General features: G+C 72.4%; 9 protein-coding genes. All 9 read right to left on the bottom strand.

Annotated elements, in window-relative coordinates; all coding sequences use genetic code 11:
- Nucleotides 1-3: 3 nt before the first annotated feature.
- A complete protein-coding gene (locus MUY22_RS43185; protein ID WP_247053293.1) occupies nucleotides 4-678 on the bottom strand; it encodes a bifunctional 2-polyprenyl-6-hydroxyphenol methylase/3-demethylubiquinol 3-O-methyltransferase UbiG in 675 nt (224 codons plus the stop codon).
- A 12-nt stretch (nucleotides 679-690) separates the two neighbouring features.
- Entirely contained in the window at nucleotides 691-1,908 is a 1,218-nt protein-coding gene (locus tag MUY22_RS43180) for an MFS transporter (RefSeq protein WP_247053290.1), read from the bottom strand.
- A 42-nt stretch (nucleotides 1,909-1,950) separates the two neighbouring features.
- Nucleotides 1,951-2,151 carry an MbtH family protein gene (locus tag MUY22_RS43175; protein ID WP_247053288.1) on the bottom strand — a complete coding sequence of 67 codons (201 nt, stop codon included), beginning with the start codon at nucleotides 2,149-2,151 and terminating at the stop codon, nucleotides 1,951-1,953.
- 20 nt (nucleotides 2,152-2,171) lie between these two features.
- Entirely contained in the window at nucleotides 2,172-6,668 is a 4,497-nt protein-coding gene (locus tag MUY22_RS43170) for an amino acid adenylation domain-containing protein (protein WP_247053286.1), read from the bottom strand.
- 1 nt (nucleotide 6,669) lies between these two features.
- Entirely contained in the window at nucleotides 6,670-11,625 is a 4,956-nt protein-coding gene (locus tag MUY22_RS43165) for a non-ribosomal peptide synthetase (RefSeq protein WP_247053284.1), read from the bottom strand.
- Between the two features lie 728 nt (nucleotides 11,626-12,353).
- Nucleotides 12,354-13,184, bottom strand: coding sequence for a class II fructose-bisphosphate aldolase (locus MUY22_RS43160; protein WP_247053282.1), 831 nt, complete (start codon nucleotides 13,182-13,184; stop codon nucleotides 12,354-12,356).
- Entirely contained in the window at nucleotides 13,181-14,134 is a 954-nt protein-coding gene (locus MUY22_RS43155) for a 1-phosphofructokinase family hexose kinase (RefSeq protein WP_247053280.1), read from the bottom strand. The genes MUY22_RS43160 and MUY22_RS43155 overlap by 4 nt, the downstream gene beginning before the upstream one ends.
- Complete coding sequence (locus MUY22_RS43150; RefSeq protein ID WP_247053278.1) at nucleotides 14,131-15,078, bottom strand: DMT family transporter; 948 nt, start codon at nucleotides 15,076-15,078, stop codon at nucleotides 14,131-14,133. Before MUY22_RS43150 ends, MUY22_RS43155 begins: the two co-directional genes overlap by 4 nt.
- Nucleotides 15,075-16,034 carry an N-acetylglucosamine kinase gene (locus MUY22_RS43145; protein WP_247053276.1) on the bottom strand — a complete coding sequence of 320 codons (960 nt, stop codon included), beginning with the start codon at nucleotides 16,032-16,034 and terminating at the stop codon, nucleotides 15,075-15,077. The genes MUY22_RS43150 and MUY22_RS43145 overlap by 4 nt, the downstream gene beginning before the upstream one ends.
- Between the last annotated feature and the right edge of the window lie 15 nt (nucleotides 16,035-16,049).

The following is a 16,049-nucleotide window of genomic DNA, read 5'->3' as shown; positions in this document are numbered from 1 at the left end:
TCGTCAGCTCGTGGGCGTGGTGGTGCACCAGGACATGTCGTCGGTGAGCCAGCCGGTGCGGCTCAGCCCGGTGGCCTTGAGGTAGACGTCCAGCTCGGCGTCGTCGAGGAACTGCACGTGTTGCAGGTGGGTCCATTCCCGGCCCCGCCAGCTGTAGTGCATGAGCGCGCGCACCAGGTTCGGGGTGAGGTGCTCGGCCCGCACGAGCGTCGCGGTCAGCTCGTCCCACTCCCGTGGCTCACCGGCTCCGGTGAACCACTCGGGCAGGGCGCGTTCGATGATGACCTGGCCGCCGTCGCGCACGTGCCGTCGCGCGGTGGCGAGCATCTCGTAGCGCACCTCGGCGTCGGTGAGGTTGACCAGGCACGAGCCGAGCACGACCGCGTCGAACCGGGTGCCGAGGTCGAGGTCGACGATCTCGGCGCACACCGTTTCGGCGCCGTGGATGTGGCCGAGCATCTCGGCGCTGTGGTCGACGGCGGTGACGTGGTGGCCGCGGGCAACGAGCGGGTGGGTCAGCCGGCCGGCGCCGGCGCCGAGTTCGAGCACGGACGCCGACGGCGGCAGCGCGCTGTCGACGACGTCGGGCGTGCGGCCGGCGCGGAGGATGGAGTACAGCTCGACGGGGTCGCCTTCGGGGCTGAACGCGCCGGGGCCGGTGCCTTTCTGACGGGACATGGTCGTGGACTCCTAACTGGGGGTGGACGAGGAACTTTCCGGGGTGGCGCCGGGCCGGACCCCGGTCCGGCGCCGCACGGTCAGGGTGACGCCGGCGGCGAGCAGCACGGCGAAGCAGACGGTCAGCAGCACGCGGTAGGGCACGACTTCGATGAGCAGCGCGCCGATCGGGATGGACAGCGCCTGCGGTCCCAGGATGGACAGGTCGGCGGCGGTGGCGACCCGGCCGACGAGGTGCGACGGCGTGTCCCGTTGCCAGGCGGTGGTGTAGCCGACGACGAGCCAGGGCACCCCGACGCCGAACGCGGCGAACGCGGCGAACACCACGGCCGGCGCGTGCTGCGTCATGCCGAGCGCGCCCAGGGCCATCGCCACCAGGCCCGCCCCGGAGGTCGCGGTCTCGCCGAGCCGCCGGATCAGCAGGGCCGCGGTGACGCCGCCGGCCACGCTGCCGACGCCCTGGACGCTGGTGAGCACCCCCAGGAACGACGCGGGCTTGCCGAGCCCTTCGCCGACGACGGCGAAGTCCGAGCTGTCGAAGAACCCGACGACCCCGAACGCGAGGCCGATCGCGGTCGTCATCACCACCAGCCGCGGCTGCGACCACAGGTGGGTCAGCCCGGCCCCGATCCGGCGCACCACGCTCTGCGGGGCGCCGGTGGACCCGGGTGCGGCCTCGGTGATCCGCAGCCGGCGCAACGTCACGGCGGCCAGCAGGAACACCGCCGCGACGACGAGCGCCAGCGCGTGTCCGCCGAGGAAGGCGTACAGCCCGACACCGAACAGGGGACTGACGACCCGCATCACCTCGCCGGCCGAGCGCAGGTAGGCGTTGGCGACGGCCAGGTCGTCGTGGGCGATGACCGTCTTGAGCACCCCGGCCTGGGCCGACCGCAGGAACACCGCGGCGAGGCCGTACGCGCCGGCCACGACGTAGATCAGCCACAGATCCGCCGCCGCGCGCACCAGCAGCAGGGACGGCACCAGGACCACGGCGGCGCAGTTGACGGTCAGCAGCACCGATTTGCGGCGGAGGTGGTCCACGGCGTAGCCGACCAGCGGACCGAAGGCCACGGGCAGCACCACGCAGAAGAACACCAGTCCCGCCGCGGAGTTGCTGCCGGTCAGGTCCTTCGCCCACACGCCCAGCGAGAGGAACAGGCTGTTGCTGGCGAAGCCGGTCAGCACCTGGAAGCAGAAGAGCACGCGGAACGCGGGATCGCGCAGCATCTCACCCTCCTCCCGGCCCGCCGGCGGCGGCGGATCCGGGCATCAGCGGGACGTCCCGCTCGCGGCGCGCAGCGACCCGGGGTGCAGGCCCGTCCACACCCGGTCGATGTGCTCCAGGCACTCCGGGCGGGTTCCGGTGGGGCCGGTGGCGCGCCAGCCGGTCGGCGGTTCCGCGTCCGCGGGCCAGACGGAGTACCGGTCGTGGTCGTCGACGACGACGGCGAACTGTCGGTTGTCGTGCATGGGAGATCCTCCGGAGCTGGTCAGGTCAGCGGGGGTGACCACGGGGTGCCGGTCATGGCGTCCACGGCGGCGGCGTAGTCGGCGGCGTAGCGGCGCAGCTGCCCCGGGGACAGGGCCTGGGTGCCGCTGTCGGCGATCAGCAGCGACCGGTCCGAGCCGGGGTCCTGGACGAGCGCGACGTTGAGCGGGAAGTGGTTCGGCTCGCGGCGCACGGTCGGTTCCACACCCAGGCGCGGGTCGATGATCGAGACGTCCGTTGTGGACAGTGTGCCGAGGGCGTGGAACCGGTTGAACGTGAAGCTGCACTCCAGTGCGGGGCCGGCCAGGTGCCGGATGATCTCGCCGTGGGGGGTGCGCCGGTGCGGGAGCAGCTCGGTCTCCTGCCGGTGCAGGTCCCGCACCAGGGTGGGCCAGTCCGGCCCCGGCGTGGCCCGGATGGGGACGGTGTTGAGGAACACGCCTTTCGCGTCGGTGCCGGTGTCGTCCTCCGGACGTCCGTTCACGGTCAGCCCCGTGACGATTTCCCGGTCCCCGGTGAGCTTGGCCAGCGCCACGACGTGCGCGGCCAGCGCGGCGCTCTTGACCCCGACGCCGTGCTCGGCCGCGAACCGTCGCAGCCGGGCGCCCAGCGCTTCGGGGATTTCCCGCTCCAGCACCCCGGAGTCGGCCGGGCGGGCGTCGGTGCTGCCGGTGCGGGGCAGCGTGGTCGGCCGGACGCCGGACAGCCGTTCGGCCCAGAACCGCTGCGAGCCGGCGGACTCGGCCGCGGCCCGTTCGAGCGCGACGTAGTCGCGGAACGACGTGACGGGCGCGGGCGCCGGACGTGGTCCGGGGTTGTCGCGCAGTTCGGCGTGCCGGCGCAGGAGCTCGGCGAGCAGGGAGGTGAAGCTCCAGCCGTCGAGGATGGCGTGGTGCTCGACGAGGGTGAACTGGTAGGTGCCGGTGGCGAGCCGCTGGATGAACACCCGCAGCATCGGCGCGGACGTCATGTCGAATGGTTTGGACCATTCGCGGTCGGCGAGCTCGACCACGCGCGCGTGCTGTGCGGACGCGTCGAGGTCGCGCAGGTCCTCGACGGTGAGGTCGACGGTGGCGCTCTCGTGCACGAGCTGCATCGGCACGCTGGAGGAGACCAGGTCGAACGACGTCCGCAGCACGGGGTGGCGGGTGGTGACCTCGGCGAGCGCGGCGCTCATGGCGTCCTCGTCGAAAGCGCCGGACATGCGGTAGCTGTTCACGTTCTGGTACGGACTGCGGTCCGGTTCCAGCTCCATGTGGTAGACCATCGCCAGCTGCATGGACGTCATCGGGTAGGCGTCGACCACCCCGGCCGGCAGCAGCGCCCGGTCGCCGGCGGGGACCAGGTCGAACGCCGCGCTCGGGACCGCGTCCCCGGCCGCCCCCGCCGGGGCGGCCGCGGCGGCGAGATCGGCCAGCACCGGGCTGGCGAACAAGGCCGTCAGGCTCAGGTCGTACCCGTGGTTGCGCATCCGGCCCGCGACGTCCACGCTGCGGATGGAGTCACCGCCGAGCTCGAAGAAGTTGTCGGTCCGCCCGACCTGCTCCACGCCCAGCACGTCCTGCCACACCCGGGCCAGCAGCCGTTCCCGCTCCGTGCGGGGTGGCTCGTGGCGGTCCGGCTCGTCCGGTGTCCGCGCCGCGGCGGGCAGAGCCGCGTGGTCGACCTTGCCGTTGGCGGTCAGCGGCAGGGTGTCCAGCGGGGTGATCACCGCCGGGACGAGGTGCGCGGGGAGCCGGGAGACGAGGTGGGCCCGCAGTTCGGCCGCGGTGGTGTGCGTGCCGCCGACGGCCGCGTAGGCGACCAGGTACTGGTTCGGGCCGCCCGGCTCGGTCCGGGGCAGCACCGCGCAGCCGGTGACGGCGGGGTGTTGGGCGAGGACGTGCTCGATCTCGCCGGGCTCGATCCGGAACCCGCGGATCTTGACCTGGTGGTCGGATCGGCCGCGGTACTCGAGGGTGCCGTCGGCCCGCCAGCGGGCGAGGTCGCCCGAGCGGTACCACGTGGAATCGTCACCGGCGACGGGGCTGCTGACGAACCGCCGGGCGGTCAGCCCGGGGTTGCGCACGTACCCGTTGGCGACGCCCGCGCCGCCGACGACCATCTCCCCGGTGATCCCGATCGGTGCCGGCTTCCCGGCCGGGGTGAGCACGGCGACCGACAGGTGCGGCAGCGGCCGGCCGATCACACCGGCGGGGAAGTCCGCGGGGCTGCCGATGTCGTGCCGGGTCACGTGCACGGTGGTCTCGGTGATGCCGTACATGTTGCACAGCCGGGCGTCCGGCGCGTCGGCGTGCCGGAACCAGCCGGCGACGTGGTGCGGGCGCAGGGCCTCGCCGCCGAGCACCACGAGCCTGAGGTCCGGCAGCGCCCGCGGCCGCTCGGCCAGCGCGGCCGTGAGCTGCCCCAGGGCCGAGGGGGTCTGGCTGAGCACGGTGACCCGCTCGTCGGCCAGCAGCCGGGCGAACTCGCCCGGCGTACGACTGACGGCGAACGGCACCAGCACCGCGCGGGCCCCGTGCAGCAGCGCGCCCCACAGCTCCCAGACCGAGAAGTCGAAGGCGTAGGAGTGGAACACGGTCCAGACGTCGTCGGCGCCGAGCCGGAACTCCGGTGACGTCGCGTCGAACAGCGACGCCACATTGTGGTGCGTCACCTCGACGCCCTTCGGACGCCCGGTGGAGCCGGAGGTGTAGATGACGTAGGCCGGATCGTGCGCGGAGACGGGGACGCCGGGGTCGCCGGCCGGCTCCGCGGCCGCGGCCGCCCGCAGGTCCTCGTCGGACAGGACGAGCCGGACCCCGGCGTCGGCGAAGACCAGGTCCGCTCGTTCGGCCGGGTCGACGGTGTTCACCGGCACGTAGGCGGCGCCGGCTTTGAGCACCCCGAGCACGGCCTCGACCTGCGCCGTGGACGGTTCGAGGCGCAGCCCCACCCGTTCGCCCGGTTCGACGCCGAGCGCGCGCAGCCGGTGCGCGACCCGGTTCGCTCCGGCGTCGAGCTGGGCGTAGGTCAGCGAGTCGCCGTTCGCGGAGACGGCGGTGCGCTCGGGGTAGCGGGCCGCGACCCGCTCGAAGCGGGTGTGCAGCGGCACCGTCGCCCGGGCCGGAGCGGGGGCGACGGGGTCGACGATCGCGCGGTCGGCGGCGGTGAGCAGGTCGGCGGCGCCGATCGGCGCGCGCGGGTCCCGGGTGACGGCGTCGAGCAGCAGCAGCCACCGCTGCACGGTGCGGCCGATCGTGGCTTCGTCGAACAGGGCCGTGTCGTACTCGACGTCCACCCCGAGTCCGGTGCCGCGGTCCGACACCGACCAGATGAGGTCGAACTTGGCCGTCGCGGTGTCCAGGGACAAGCGCGTGCCGCGCACCGGTCCGAGGACGATCTCCTCGTGCGCGGTGCGCTCGTCGTGCATCCCGAACACGACCTGCGCCAGCGGTGAGTGGTCGGCCGGCCGGTCGGCGAGCACGGCGTCCACAATGGACTCGAAGGGCACGTCCTGGTGGTCGAGGTCGTCCAGCACGGCGTGGTTGACCCGGCGGACCAGGTCCTGGAACGCCGGGTCACCGCCGGCGTCCACGCGCAGCGGGAGCATGTTCACGAAGTAGCCGATCAGGTCTTCCCACTCGAAGCGGTCCCGGCCCGCGACCGGGCTGCCGATCACGAGGTCCTCCTGCCCGGTGTCGTGTCGCAGCAGGGCGGCGAAGGCGGCGAGCAGGACCACGTACGTGGTGGTGCCTTCGGCGATCGCCAGTGCGCGTACCCGGGCCGCGACCGGTGCCGGCACGTCGGCGGACGAGGTGGCGCCGGCGAACGTCCGCATCGTCGGGCGCGGCCGGTCGGCGGGCAGTTCCAGGACGGTCGGCGCCCCGTCGAGCCGGTCGCGCCACCGATCCAGCCCGGCTTTCGCCTCCGGGGCCGCGACGAGGTCCCGCTGCCGGCCGGCGTAGTCGAGGTACTGCGCCACCGGTGGCCGCGGGAGCACCCCGGTCGCCGCGGCGGTGTAGAACGTGCTCAGCTCACGCTCGAAGACCGTGGTCGACAGTTCGTCGAACACGATGTGGTGGAACACCACCAGCAGGGTCGCTTCCCCGGGCTGCTCGCGCACGAGCGCCGCGCGCAGCAGCGGGCCGCGGTCGAGGTCGAATCCCTGCTGCGTCACGCTTTCCAGGCGCGCGGCCGCCGCGGCCGCGGGGTCGGGTTCCGCGCTGACGTCGTACTCCCGGATCGGCACGGGCACCGCCGGGTGCACCACTTGGCGCGGTTCGCCCGACGCGCCGGAGAAGGTGGTCCGGAGGGCTTCGTGCCGCTGCACCACGGTGTCGAGGCACCGCTGCAGCAGGCCGACGTCGAGCGGTCCGCGCAACCGCAGGGCCCAGGGGATGTTGTAGGTCGCCGTGCCCGGGGCGAAGCTGTCGAGGAACCACAGCGAGCGCTGGCCCGAGGACAGCGGGCCGGTGGTGGCGCCGGCCTTCGTCACGGGTGTCCACGTGCCGGTCATCTCAGCCCACCTCCGTGGTGATCTCGGCGACCGCGCGGACCCAGTCGGCCTCGTCCATCGCCGGCAGCGCGCGGATCGCGCGTGCCCGCTCGTCGATCACCGAGGCCGGGCCGGCTTGTTCCCGCAACCGGCGGGCCTGCTGGCTGATCGTCCGGGATTCGAAGTAGGTCCGGATGGGCAGCTCGGTGTGCAGCGCGAACGTGATCCGCGCCCGGGCCCGCAACGTGTTCAGCGAGTGCGCGCCGGAGGCGAACAGGTCCTGCTCGTGACCCAGTTCGGGCAGGTCCAGCACGAGCGACCAGATCCCGGCGAGGACGTCTTCCACGGCGTGGTCGCTCTCCGGCGCGGGAACCGCCGCGGCCGTCGCGGGGCCGGCGCGCAGGGCCGCGCGGTCCACCTTGCCGTTGGTGGTCAAGGGCAGCGCGTCCAGCACCGACCAGCGGGTGGGCACCATGTGGTCGGGAAGGACGCGACGTACGTGCGTGCTGAGCTCCTCGTCGGCCGGTGCGGGGCCCGGGGTGAGCACGACGTGGGCCCGCACCCGGTGGTCGTGCACCGTCGCGGCCGCCCGCGCGACCCGGGGGTGGCGCTCGAGCACCGCCTCGATCTCTCCCAGCTCGACGCGCTGGCCGCGGATCTTGACCTGGTCGTCGTGCCGGCCGACGAACTCGAGTTCGCCGTCGTCGCGGTGGCGCACGATGTCGCCGGTGCGGTAGAGCCTTCCGCCCGACCGCGAGAACGGGTCCGGAACGAACCGGTCCGCCGTGAGGGCGGGCTGACCCAGGTAGCCCAGCGCCAGACCGGCGCCGCCGATGTGCAGCTCGCCCTCGGTACCGATCGGCACGGGGTGGCCGTCAGCGCCGAGCACGTGGAGCTGGACGTTGTCGATGGGCCGGCCGATCGGTGTCGCGCGGGCGTCGCCGGGCAGGGGACGGCACTCCCAGGCGCTGACGTCGATCGCCGATTCCGTGGGGCCGTAGAGGTTGTGCAGCTCGCCGGGGACCCGGGCGAGGAAGTCGTTGACCAGGGCCGGCGGCAGGGCCTCGCCACTGCAGATCGTGCGGCGCAGCGACCGGCACTCGCGGAGGTCCTCCTGGTCGAGGAAGGCCGCCAGCATCGACGGGACGAAGTGGACGGTCGTGACACCGTGCTCCACGACCACGTCGCGCAGGTAGGCGGGGTCGCGGTGCCCGCCGGGGCGCGCCAGCACCAGCTTCGCCCCGGTGAGCAGCGGCCAGAAGAACTCCCACACCGAGACGTCGAACCCCGCCGACGTCTTCTGCAGGACCACGTCGTCGGGGCCGAGCCGGAAGCGGCGCTGCATCCAGTTCAGCCGGTTGCAGATCGCGCGGTGCTGGGTCACCACGGCTTTCGGCCGGCCGGTGGACCCGGAGGTGAAGATCACGTAGGCCGGATCGAGCGGCCCGGCCGCGGCGAAGGGTTCCCCGCCGGGCTCACCGTGGGGTGCGTCGTCCAGGGACAGTGCGGTGACCCCGGCGGGTACCAGGTCCGCGAACGCTTTCTGGCACAGGACGACGGGGGCGTCGACGTCGGTGACCATCATGCTGATCCGGTCCGGCGGGTACTCGGGGTCCAGCGGCACGTAGGCGCCACCTGCCTTGAGGACCGCCAGCAGCGCCACGACCAGCTCCGGGGACCGGCGCGCGAGCACGCCGACCACCGTTCCCGGCGTCACGCCGTGCTCGCGCAGCCGCCGCGCCAGGTCGTCCGTCGCCGAGTCGAGGGCGCCGCGGGTCAGGACCCGGTCGCCGGCGACCACGGCGACGGTCTCCGGTTCGCGGCGCAGGGCCGCGCGCACCAGTTCGTGCAGCGTGGTGTTGCGGGGGAAGTCCGCCGCGGTGTCGTTCCACCGGTCCGTCCCGGCGTCTCGTGCTGGGGCTGTCATGGTGTCCCTCCTCGTGTCCGCGCGCGGCGCGGCGTCCCGTGGTGCGGTCACGCGGCCCAGCAACGACGTCCAGTCGTCGACGACGGCCCGCGCGGCGTCCCGGTCGAACAGGTCGGAGCTGAACTCCACGACCCCGTCGAGCTCGTCGCCGTGGTCGGTCACCTGCCAGCCGAGGTCGAACTTCGCGGTGCCGGTGGGCACGAGCTCGCGGGTCCCGGTCACCGGCCCGAGCCGGATGTCGCGGTGTTCGTGGGTGTGCATCTCGAACGCGATCCGCACGAGCGGTTCGCGGTTGCCCTCGTGGTTCTGCACGGCGCGTTCGACGACGTCGAAAGGCACGTCCTGGTGGCCGAAGTCGGGCAGGACGGTGGCGCGTACCCGCTGCAGCAGGGTCCGGAAGCCGGGGTTCCCGCTCAGGTCGAACCGCAGGGCGATCAGGTTGACGAAGTAGCCGATCAGGCCGTCGAAGCCCGCCGGGCGGCCGGTGACGGGCGTGCCGATCACGAGGTCCTCCCGCCGGGCGCGCTCGCCCAGCACGACGGCGCAGGCCGTGGCCAGCACCAGGAACGTCGTGACCCCCTCGGCGCGGGCCAAGGCCCGCACCCGCCGGGTGGTGCCGGCGTCGACGACGAAGGCGACGGTGTCACCTCGGTAGCTCTGATCCGCCGGGTGGCGCAGGTCCGGGCCGAGGTCGGGGGCCGGGGCCGGACCGGTGAGCCGCCGTCGCCAGTAGGCGACGTCGTCGTGGAACGCCGCGGTCTCCGCTTTGTCCGCCCGCAGCTCGATGAAGTCCTGGTACCGCCGGGAGAGCGGGGGCGGCTCGGGTGTCCGGCCGCCGGTGCCCGCGGCGTAGAACTCCGCCAGCTCGGCCTCGAACACCGCGAGCGACAGCTCGTCCCACACGATGTGGTGGACGACGACCAGCAGGTCGGACTCCTCGTCGCCGCGCCGCAGGAGTGCGGTCCGCACCAGCGGCCCTCGAGCCAGGTCGAAGGGCGCGCGGGCGGCACTGCGGATGATTCCGGCGGCCGCGTCCCCGGGGGCCTCCCGCAGGTCGTGCTGGTCCAGCGCGACCCGCAGCTCCGGCAGTTCGCTCCGGCGCGGTTCGCCCCAGGAGTCGGGGAACACCGTGCGGAGCGGGGCGTGGCGGCGCACGACCGCGTTGAGGGACTCTTCCAGCACCGCGGGGTCGACCGGTCCGCGGAGGTGAAAGCACCACGGCACGTTGTAGACGGGGCTGTCCGGAGCCCAGCGATCCAGGAACCACAACGACTCCTGGCCACTGGACAGCAGGTGCTTCCGGTCCGGGGTCCGGGCTTCGGGCACCGGACCGGCGGCGGGCGGGGACACCTGGTCCAGCTCCGCCGCGAGATCCGCGAGCGTCGCCGCGGAGAACACGGCCTGCGCGGGCACGTCGGCGCCGTACTTCTCGGTCAGGCGCGCGATCGTGGTCAGCGCCCCGAGCGAATCCCCGCCCAGGGTGAAGAAGTTGTCACCGGGGCCCACGTGCTCGACGTCCAGGACCTCGCGCCAGACGGCGGCGAGCTGTGCTTCGGTCGCGGTCAGCTCGCCCGGGGTGGCCGGGCTCGGCTCGTGGACGAGCGGGGGCAACGCACTGCGGTCGAGCTTCCCGTCCGCGGTGAGCGGGAGCGCGTCGAGGAGGTGGATCCGGGGAACCTGCGGCGGGGGCAGCTTCTTCTGGGCATACGCCAGCAGTTCCGCGGCGTCGCACTCCGGTGCGACGACGTGGGCGACGAGCGCGACGCCGCCGCCCGGCGTGGCGCGGCCGAGCACGGCGCAGGACCGCACGGCCGGATGGCGTTCCAGGACGTGCGCGGTTCGCGCGGGTTCGACCCGGAAGCCGCGGATCTTGAGCTGGTCGTCGATCCGGCCCAGGAACACGAGGTCACCGGCGGGGGAGCGGCGGACGAGGTCTCCCGTGCGGTACATCCGCGCGTGGCCGGTGCCGGAGAACGGGTCCGGCACGAACGCGGTGCCGGTCGCCTCGGGCGCGCCGTGGTACCCGTCCGCCAGCAGCGGGCCACCGACGCACAGTTCGCCCGGCTCGCCGTCGGGTACCCGACGGAGGTGTTCGTCCACCACGTGGAGCGAGCGCTCGCCGCACGCCGAGCCGATCGGGACCTCCGTCGCGTCCTCCGGGAAGGCGTCCGGCACGCGGTAGGTCGTCGTCGTGATCGTGCATTCGGTGGGCCCGTAGGCGTTGAGGAGCGGAACGTGCGGCAGTTTCTCCTGCCAGACCCGCACCGAGCGGGGGGACATCCGTTCGCTGCCCGAGATCATCACCCGGAGCCCGGAACACGCGGCGACGTCCCCGGGGCGCAGTGCGAGCGCGAAGGCGTTCCAGTACCCGGCCGGCAGGTTCGCCACGGTCACCTGGTGCCGCGCCAGCTGGGCGGCGAGGTCGGCGAATCCCGGCGGCGTCGCGTCCCGGAGGACGACGGCCGCACCGACGCTCAGGGGCAGCAGGGCCTGCTCGATCGACACGTCCACGTGCGGCGCGGCGAACCACAGCACCCGATCGCCGGGGACCACGCCGAACCGTTCCCGGATCGACGACAGGTGGGCGGCCAACGCGGTTCGCGAGATCCGGACCCCTTTCGGCGTCCCGGTGGTTCCCGAGGTGTGCACCGTGTAGGCGATGTCCCCGGTACCCGGCGAATTGTGTGGAGGAGGCGCCGGTTCGGGCAATTCGTCCAGTTTCAGTGCGCCGTGCTCGTCGTCGCGGACGATCAGGCGGGCGCCGATGTCGCGGCAGATCTCCGCGTTGACGCCGGCCGGTGCCATCGGATCCAGCGGAACGTGGTTGAGGCCTTTCTTCAGGCAGGTGATCAGGGTGATCAGCGCGTTCTCGCGTTCGTCGCACGAAACCACTATCGCCTCACCGGCGTCAACGTGACGGCGGTCCAGTTCGCGAGCGAGAAGTTCACATCTGTCGTCCAGTTCGCCGTAGGTGAGAATGCGATCCCCGGCTACGACGGCCGTCGAGTGTGAAGGCTGCTTTGACAGCAACGTGCTCAAGTTCACGGGCATGCCGAATGGTCCCCTTGTGAATGAAGAGTCGACCGGATCTTCGGTGCAGGCGCACGCCAACGCGCGGGCCAGGAGATGCGTAGACCTGGCTCGCTGGTCGGAGCGTCCGTGCCGTTCCGCGGTGCATGGAGTGGAATGGCCGGCGCGGGGTCAAGCAACGAGTACTTGTCGGACTATGACGTTTTGGTGAACCGTCGGTTTACCTGAATTCCATGTCCCATTTCCACCTGGAACGATGGTTGTCGCATTGGCGGTTCGACCGCGGCGGTTTTCATGATCACGCTTCAACCGATGCTACCCACGAGATGATCGAGGTGCCACTTGAACTCTGTACATCACTCGAACAGACTCCCGCTGTTTGCGCGACGACGGGTCCGCCGTCTGCACTACTCTCGGTCATGACTCCGGAACTCATCGCCGGATGGAAATAATCGAACGCGCGGCGGGCGATCGAGAACGTGCCGCTCGTTACGCGAGGGAAATCGTGGGACACGGTCGGGGTTTTGCGAGACAGGCGCCGGGGAATTGTCACCCGGCCTCCGGCCTCTGATCCTGCCGGGATCCGCCTCGACTGTCGGAAGGTGCCGTTCGCGATCTGCCGCTGCCTGACGTCTCGCCAACCGAATCATGTCGGGGGAGGATGCTCGACCGCCTGATTTCCGTCCCCGCACGATGGTGCAGCGCGGCCACCTGGCTGAGGCGCCACGGCCGCCGAGCCGCGGCCTGGGTCAGCGAGCCGGGAGTTCGAGGAGCCTGGTGACCTCGTCGCGCATCCGGTCACGTCCGGGGGAGAGGTACTTGCGCGGGTCGGTCAGCTCGGCGCGTGCTTCGAGCGTGGCGCGGACCGCGCCGGTGAGCACCTGGTTGAGGCGGGTGCCGATGTTGACCTTGGTGATGCCGGCGGCGACGGCGTTCCGGATGCCGTCGTCGGGGACGCCCGACGACCCGTGCAGGACCAGCGGCACCGGGACGGCGTCGGCCAGCTTGGCGATGAGTTCGTTGTCCAGCACGGCGTCGCGCCCGGCCATCGCGTGCGAAGAGCCGACGGCGACCGCGAGCGAGTCGACGCCGGTCGTGGCGGTGAACGAGGCGGCTTCGCCGGGATCGGTGCGGACGCCGGGTGCGTGCGCGCCGTCTTTGCCGCCGATCGCGCCGAGTTCGGCTTCCACCCAGCAGTCCGCCGCGTGGCACCGCTGGGTGACGGCGCGGGTTCGGGCGACGTTGTCGTCGTAGGTCTGCGTCGCGGCGTCGAACATGATCGACGGGATGCCCAGCGCCAGGGCTTCGTCGACGAGGGCTTCGTCTTCGATGTGGTCCAGGTGGACCAGGACCGGGACCGTCGCCGCGGCGGCCAGGTGCAGGCACGCGCTGCCGAACGGTTCGAGCGAGCCGTGGTAGCGGATGGCGTTCTGGGAGATCTGCAGGATGACCGGGAGGCCGGCTTGTTCCGCGCCGGCGACGATCGCTTCGGCGTGTTCCAGGAGGATCGCGTTGAACGCCCCCACCGCCCGGTTCCCGGCGCGCAGCCCGGCGAAGACGCTCGCGCCGTCCGTCTTCACACCGACTCCTTCGTGGTGAGGGCGACCAACCAGGTGGCCCGTGCTTCGAGATCGACTTCTCCCGCGACCGGGCGCAAGACAGCGGCCGCAGCGGTCGCGACGACGTCGGCCAGCGCGGTGGGCCAGTCCACTCCCGACACTTCCCCGGCTGCGGCGAGGTGCCGCGCCAGCGCCGCCGCGGCCGCGTCCCCGGCCCCGGTGGGGTTTCCGGTGACCCGGGTGAAGGGCCGGACGCTCCAGTCGCCGCCCGGGGTCACGGCGACGGCGCCTTCTTCGCCGAGGGTGGCCACTAGCGCGGCTGCGCCGTCGCGAACGAGGTGCCGGCCGGCCGCGACGACGTCGCCGGGGGAGCGGACGGGGGCGCCGAGCAGCTCGCCGAGCTCGTCGCGGTTGGGCATCAGCACGGCCCCGGCCGTCGCGACCGCGCGCAGGGCCGGGCCGGAGACGTCGGCGATGACCGGGACACCGACCGCGGTGGCGAGCGCCACCAGCCGAGCGGGGACGTCGGCGTCGAGGCCTGGCGGGACGCTGCCTGAGACGACCACCGCGCCCGCGCCGGTCACCAGTTCGGTGCGCAGGACCCGCTGGATGCCGATCTCGGCGCCGGCCGCCGCGGCTGGGCCGTGTTCCTGCAGGCTCGTCGTGGTGCCGTCGTCCTCGACCACCGCGACGGTCCGGCGCACCGAGTCCAGTGCCGGGACCAGGCGGTGGGGCAGGCCGAGCCGGTCGAGGCCGGCGCGGAACTCGTCCGGCTCCAGGATCTGCGTCAGCCCGAGCACGAGGCTGTCGCTGCCCAGGCTTCGCGCGACGGCGGCGACGTTCACGCCCTTGCCGCCGGCGCGGATGCGCACGCCCGGCACGCGGACGGTCTCGCCGATCTCCAGCCGCGGGACCCGGTAGGTGACGTCGATGGCCGGGTTCAGTGTGACGGTCAGGATCCGTGCGCTCACGTGGCACGCTCGCGCGGCTCGGCGGCGGTGGTCGGCAGCGGCTCGGGCAACGGCTCTTCACCGCTCTTTTCCGTGCTGTAGACCATGAGCGACGACCCGATCAGGGCCAGCACGATCCCGGCGATCTGGAACACCGTCGGCAGAGCCTGGAACAGGATGAGCGACAGGACGATGGTGAGGACCGGCGCGAGGGCGTTGGTGATCGGCGCGACGATCGTGGCCTTGCCGCGGCTCATGGCCATCACGAGGAAGAGCGCGCCGACGGCGTTGAGCAGCTGGGTGACGCCGGTCAACGCGGGCGCCTGCCACGGGAACGACAGGGGCAGGCCACCCATCATGACGAGCGCGACCGGGATCAGCAGGAGGCCGCTGATCGTCATCCAGCCGAAGGTCGTGGCGTCGTTGACCCCGACGACCGCGGCTTTGCGCATGAAGTACGCCTGCACGCCCCAGGCGATGCAGACCAGGATTGCCAGCCAGAGGTAGGTGCCGTTCGTGTCGGTGGCGTCGCCGGAGGAGACCGAGAACAGGACGATCGCGACGAGGGCGAGTGCGACGCCGACCCAGCTGAGTGCGGTGAGCCGTTCGCGCAGGGCCGCGAACGCCATCAGGACGGTGATGGCCGGTGAGAGCGCGACGATCGGGAAGATGATGTAGGCCGGGCCGATGGTGAGGGCCTTGAACAGCACCAGCTGGCCGCCGGCGCCGGTCAGGCCGATCAGCAGGCCGTAGACCGCGGCGATCGGGCGGCGATCGATCTTCTGGCCCCGCAAGGAGAAGTAAGCGGGGATGAGCATGGTGATCGACCAGATCACGTAGACCATCGGGTCGGGGTACTTGTACAGCGACGTCGGCAGGCTGGAGATCGCGCCCCAGACGCCCCAGAACAGCACCAGGAGCCCGGCGTAGGGGATCCAGCCGGCGCGTCGGATCGGTGTGGTCATGACAACCTCTCGAGGGTCGGACCGGCGGAGATCCGCCCGGGTGCGATGGTGTGGCCGGCCAGCCGGGCGGCGTAGACGGCGGCGCCGACGTGCGGCGGCAGCAAGGGCTCGCGCAGGTCGTAGGCGTGCGAGCCGAGCAGGAGCGCTTCGCGGAACGACGCCAGGACGTGCGCCGAGGTGAACATGCCGCCGGAGTAGGAGACCGGGACGGCCTGCGCCGGGCCGAATCCCAGGGCGCGGGCTCCGGCTTCGACGTGGAGGGCGAGTTCCCGCCCGGCGTCGGCGAGGATGCCGGTGGCCGTGGGGTCGCCCGCATCGGCGGCGCGAGTGACGACCTTGCTGAGGCCGGCGATCTTCCCTCGGTCGCCGTGCCAGCGGTTCATCACGACGTCGATGGCGTCGAGGTCGGTGCTCAGTGCGAGCTCGCGGCGCATCTCCCCGGCCAGTGCGCTTTCGGGCCGGCGGCCGTCGGCCATCCGGCTGAAGGCGCCGAGGCCCTGGACCGCCACCCAGTAGCCGGAGCCTTCGTCGCCGAACAGCTCGCTCCAGCCGCCGGCTCGCCAGTGCTGCCCGGCGTGCTCCCCGTAGGCGATCGAGCCGGTGCCGGCGACGACGTTGATCCCGTCGACACCGCCGAGGGAGGCCGCCCAGCCGCAGATCATGTCGTTGCCGCACGTGTAGCCGACCTCGCCCAGGATGCGCCGGGGCAGCTCGTCGAGCACCGGCACGTCGCCGCTGATCTCGCCGTAGCAGGGGATGCCGAAGAACGCGTACGCGAGATCCGGGACGCTGGTGCCCGCGACGTCACACACTTCGTCGATGCCCTGGCGGAGCAGCGGTTCGACGATGTCGATTCCCTGGGCCAGGTAGTAGATCCCGGCCGTCCGGGCTTCGGCGAGGACGGTGCCGTCCGCGTCGATGAGGCAGAAGGCGGTCTTGGTCCCTCCGCCGTCCACACCGAGAAACATGGC

Source organism: Amycolatopsis sp. WQ 127309 (assembly GCF_023023025.1).
GTDB lineage: Bacteria > Actinomycetota > Actinomycetes > Mycobacteriales > Pseudonocardiaceae > Amycolatopsis.
Note: the sequence above shows the minus strand (reverse complement) of the source record. Positions and strands in the feature narration are given on the sequence as shown.

Bases quoted from the DNA above. Each gene is read 5' to 3' on its own strand.
- MUY22_RS43150 (WP_247053278.1), bottom strand. From the start codon at position 15,078: ATGACCACACCGATCCGACGCGCCGGCTGGATCCCCTACGCCGGGCTC.
- MUY22_RS43165 (WP_247053284.1), bottom strand. From the start codon at position 11,625: ATGCCCGTGAACTTGAGCACGTTGCTGTCAAAGCAGCCTTCACACTCG.
- MUY22_RS43180 (WP_247053290.1), bottom strand. From the start codon at position 1,908: ATGCTGCGCGATCCCGCGTTCCGCGTGCTCTTCTGCTTCCAGGTGCTG.
- MUY22_RS43185 (WP_247053293.1), bottom strand. From the start codon at position 678: ATGTCCCGTCAGAAAGGCACCGGCCCCGGCGCGTTCAGCCCCGAAGGC.
- MUY22_RS43170 (WP_247053286.1), bottom strand. From the start codon at position 6,668: ATGACCGGCACGTGGACACCCGTGACGAAGGCCGGCGCCACCACCGGC.
- MUY22_RS43175 (WP_247053288.1), bottom strand. From the start codon at position 2,151: ATGCACGACAACCGACAGTTCGCCGTCGTCGTCGACGACCACGACCGG.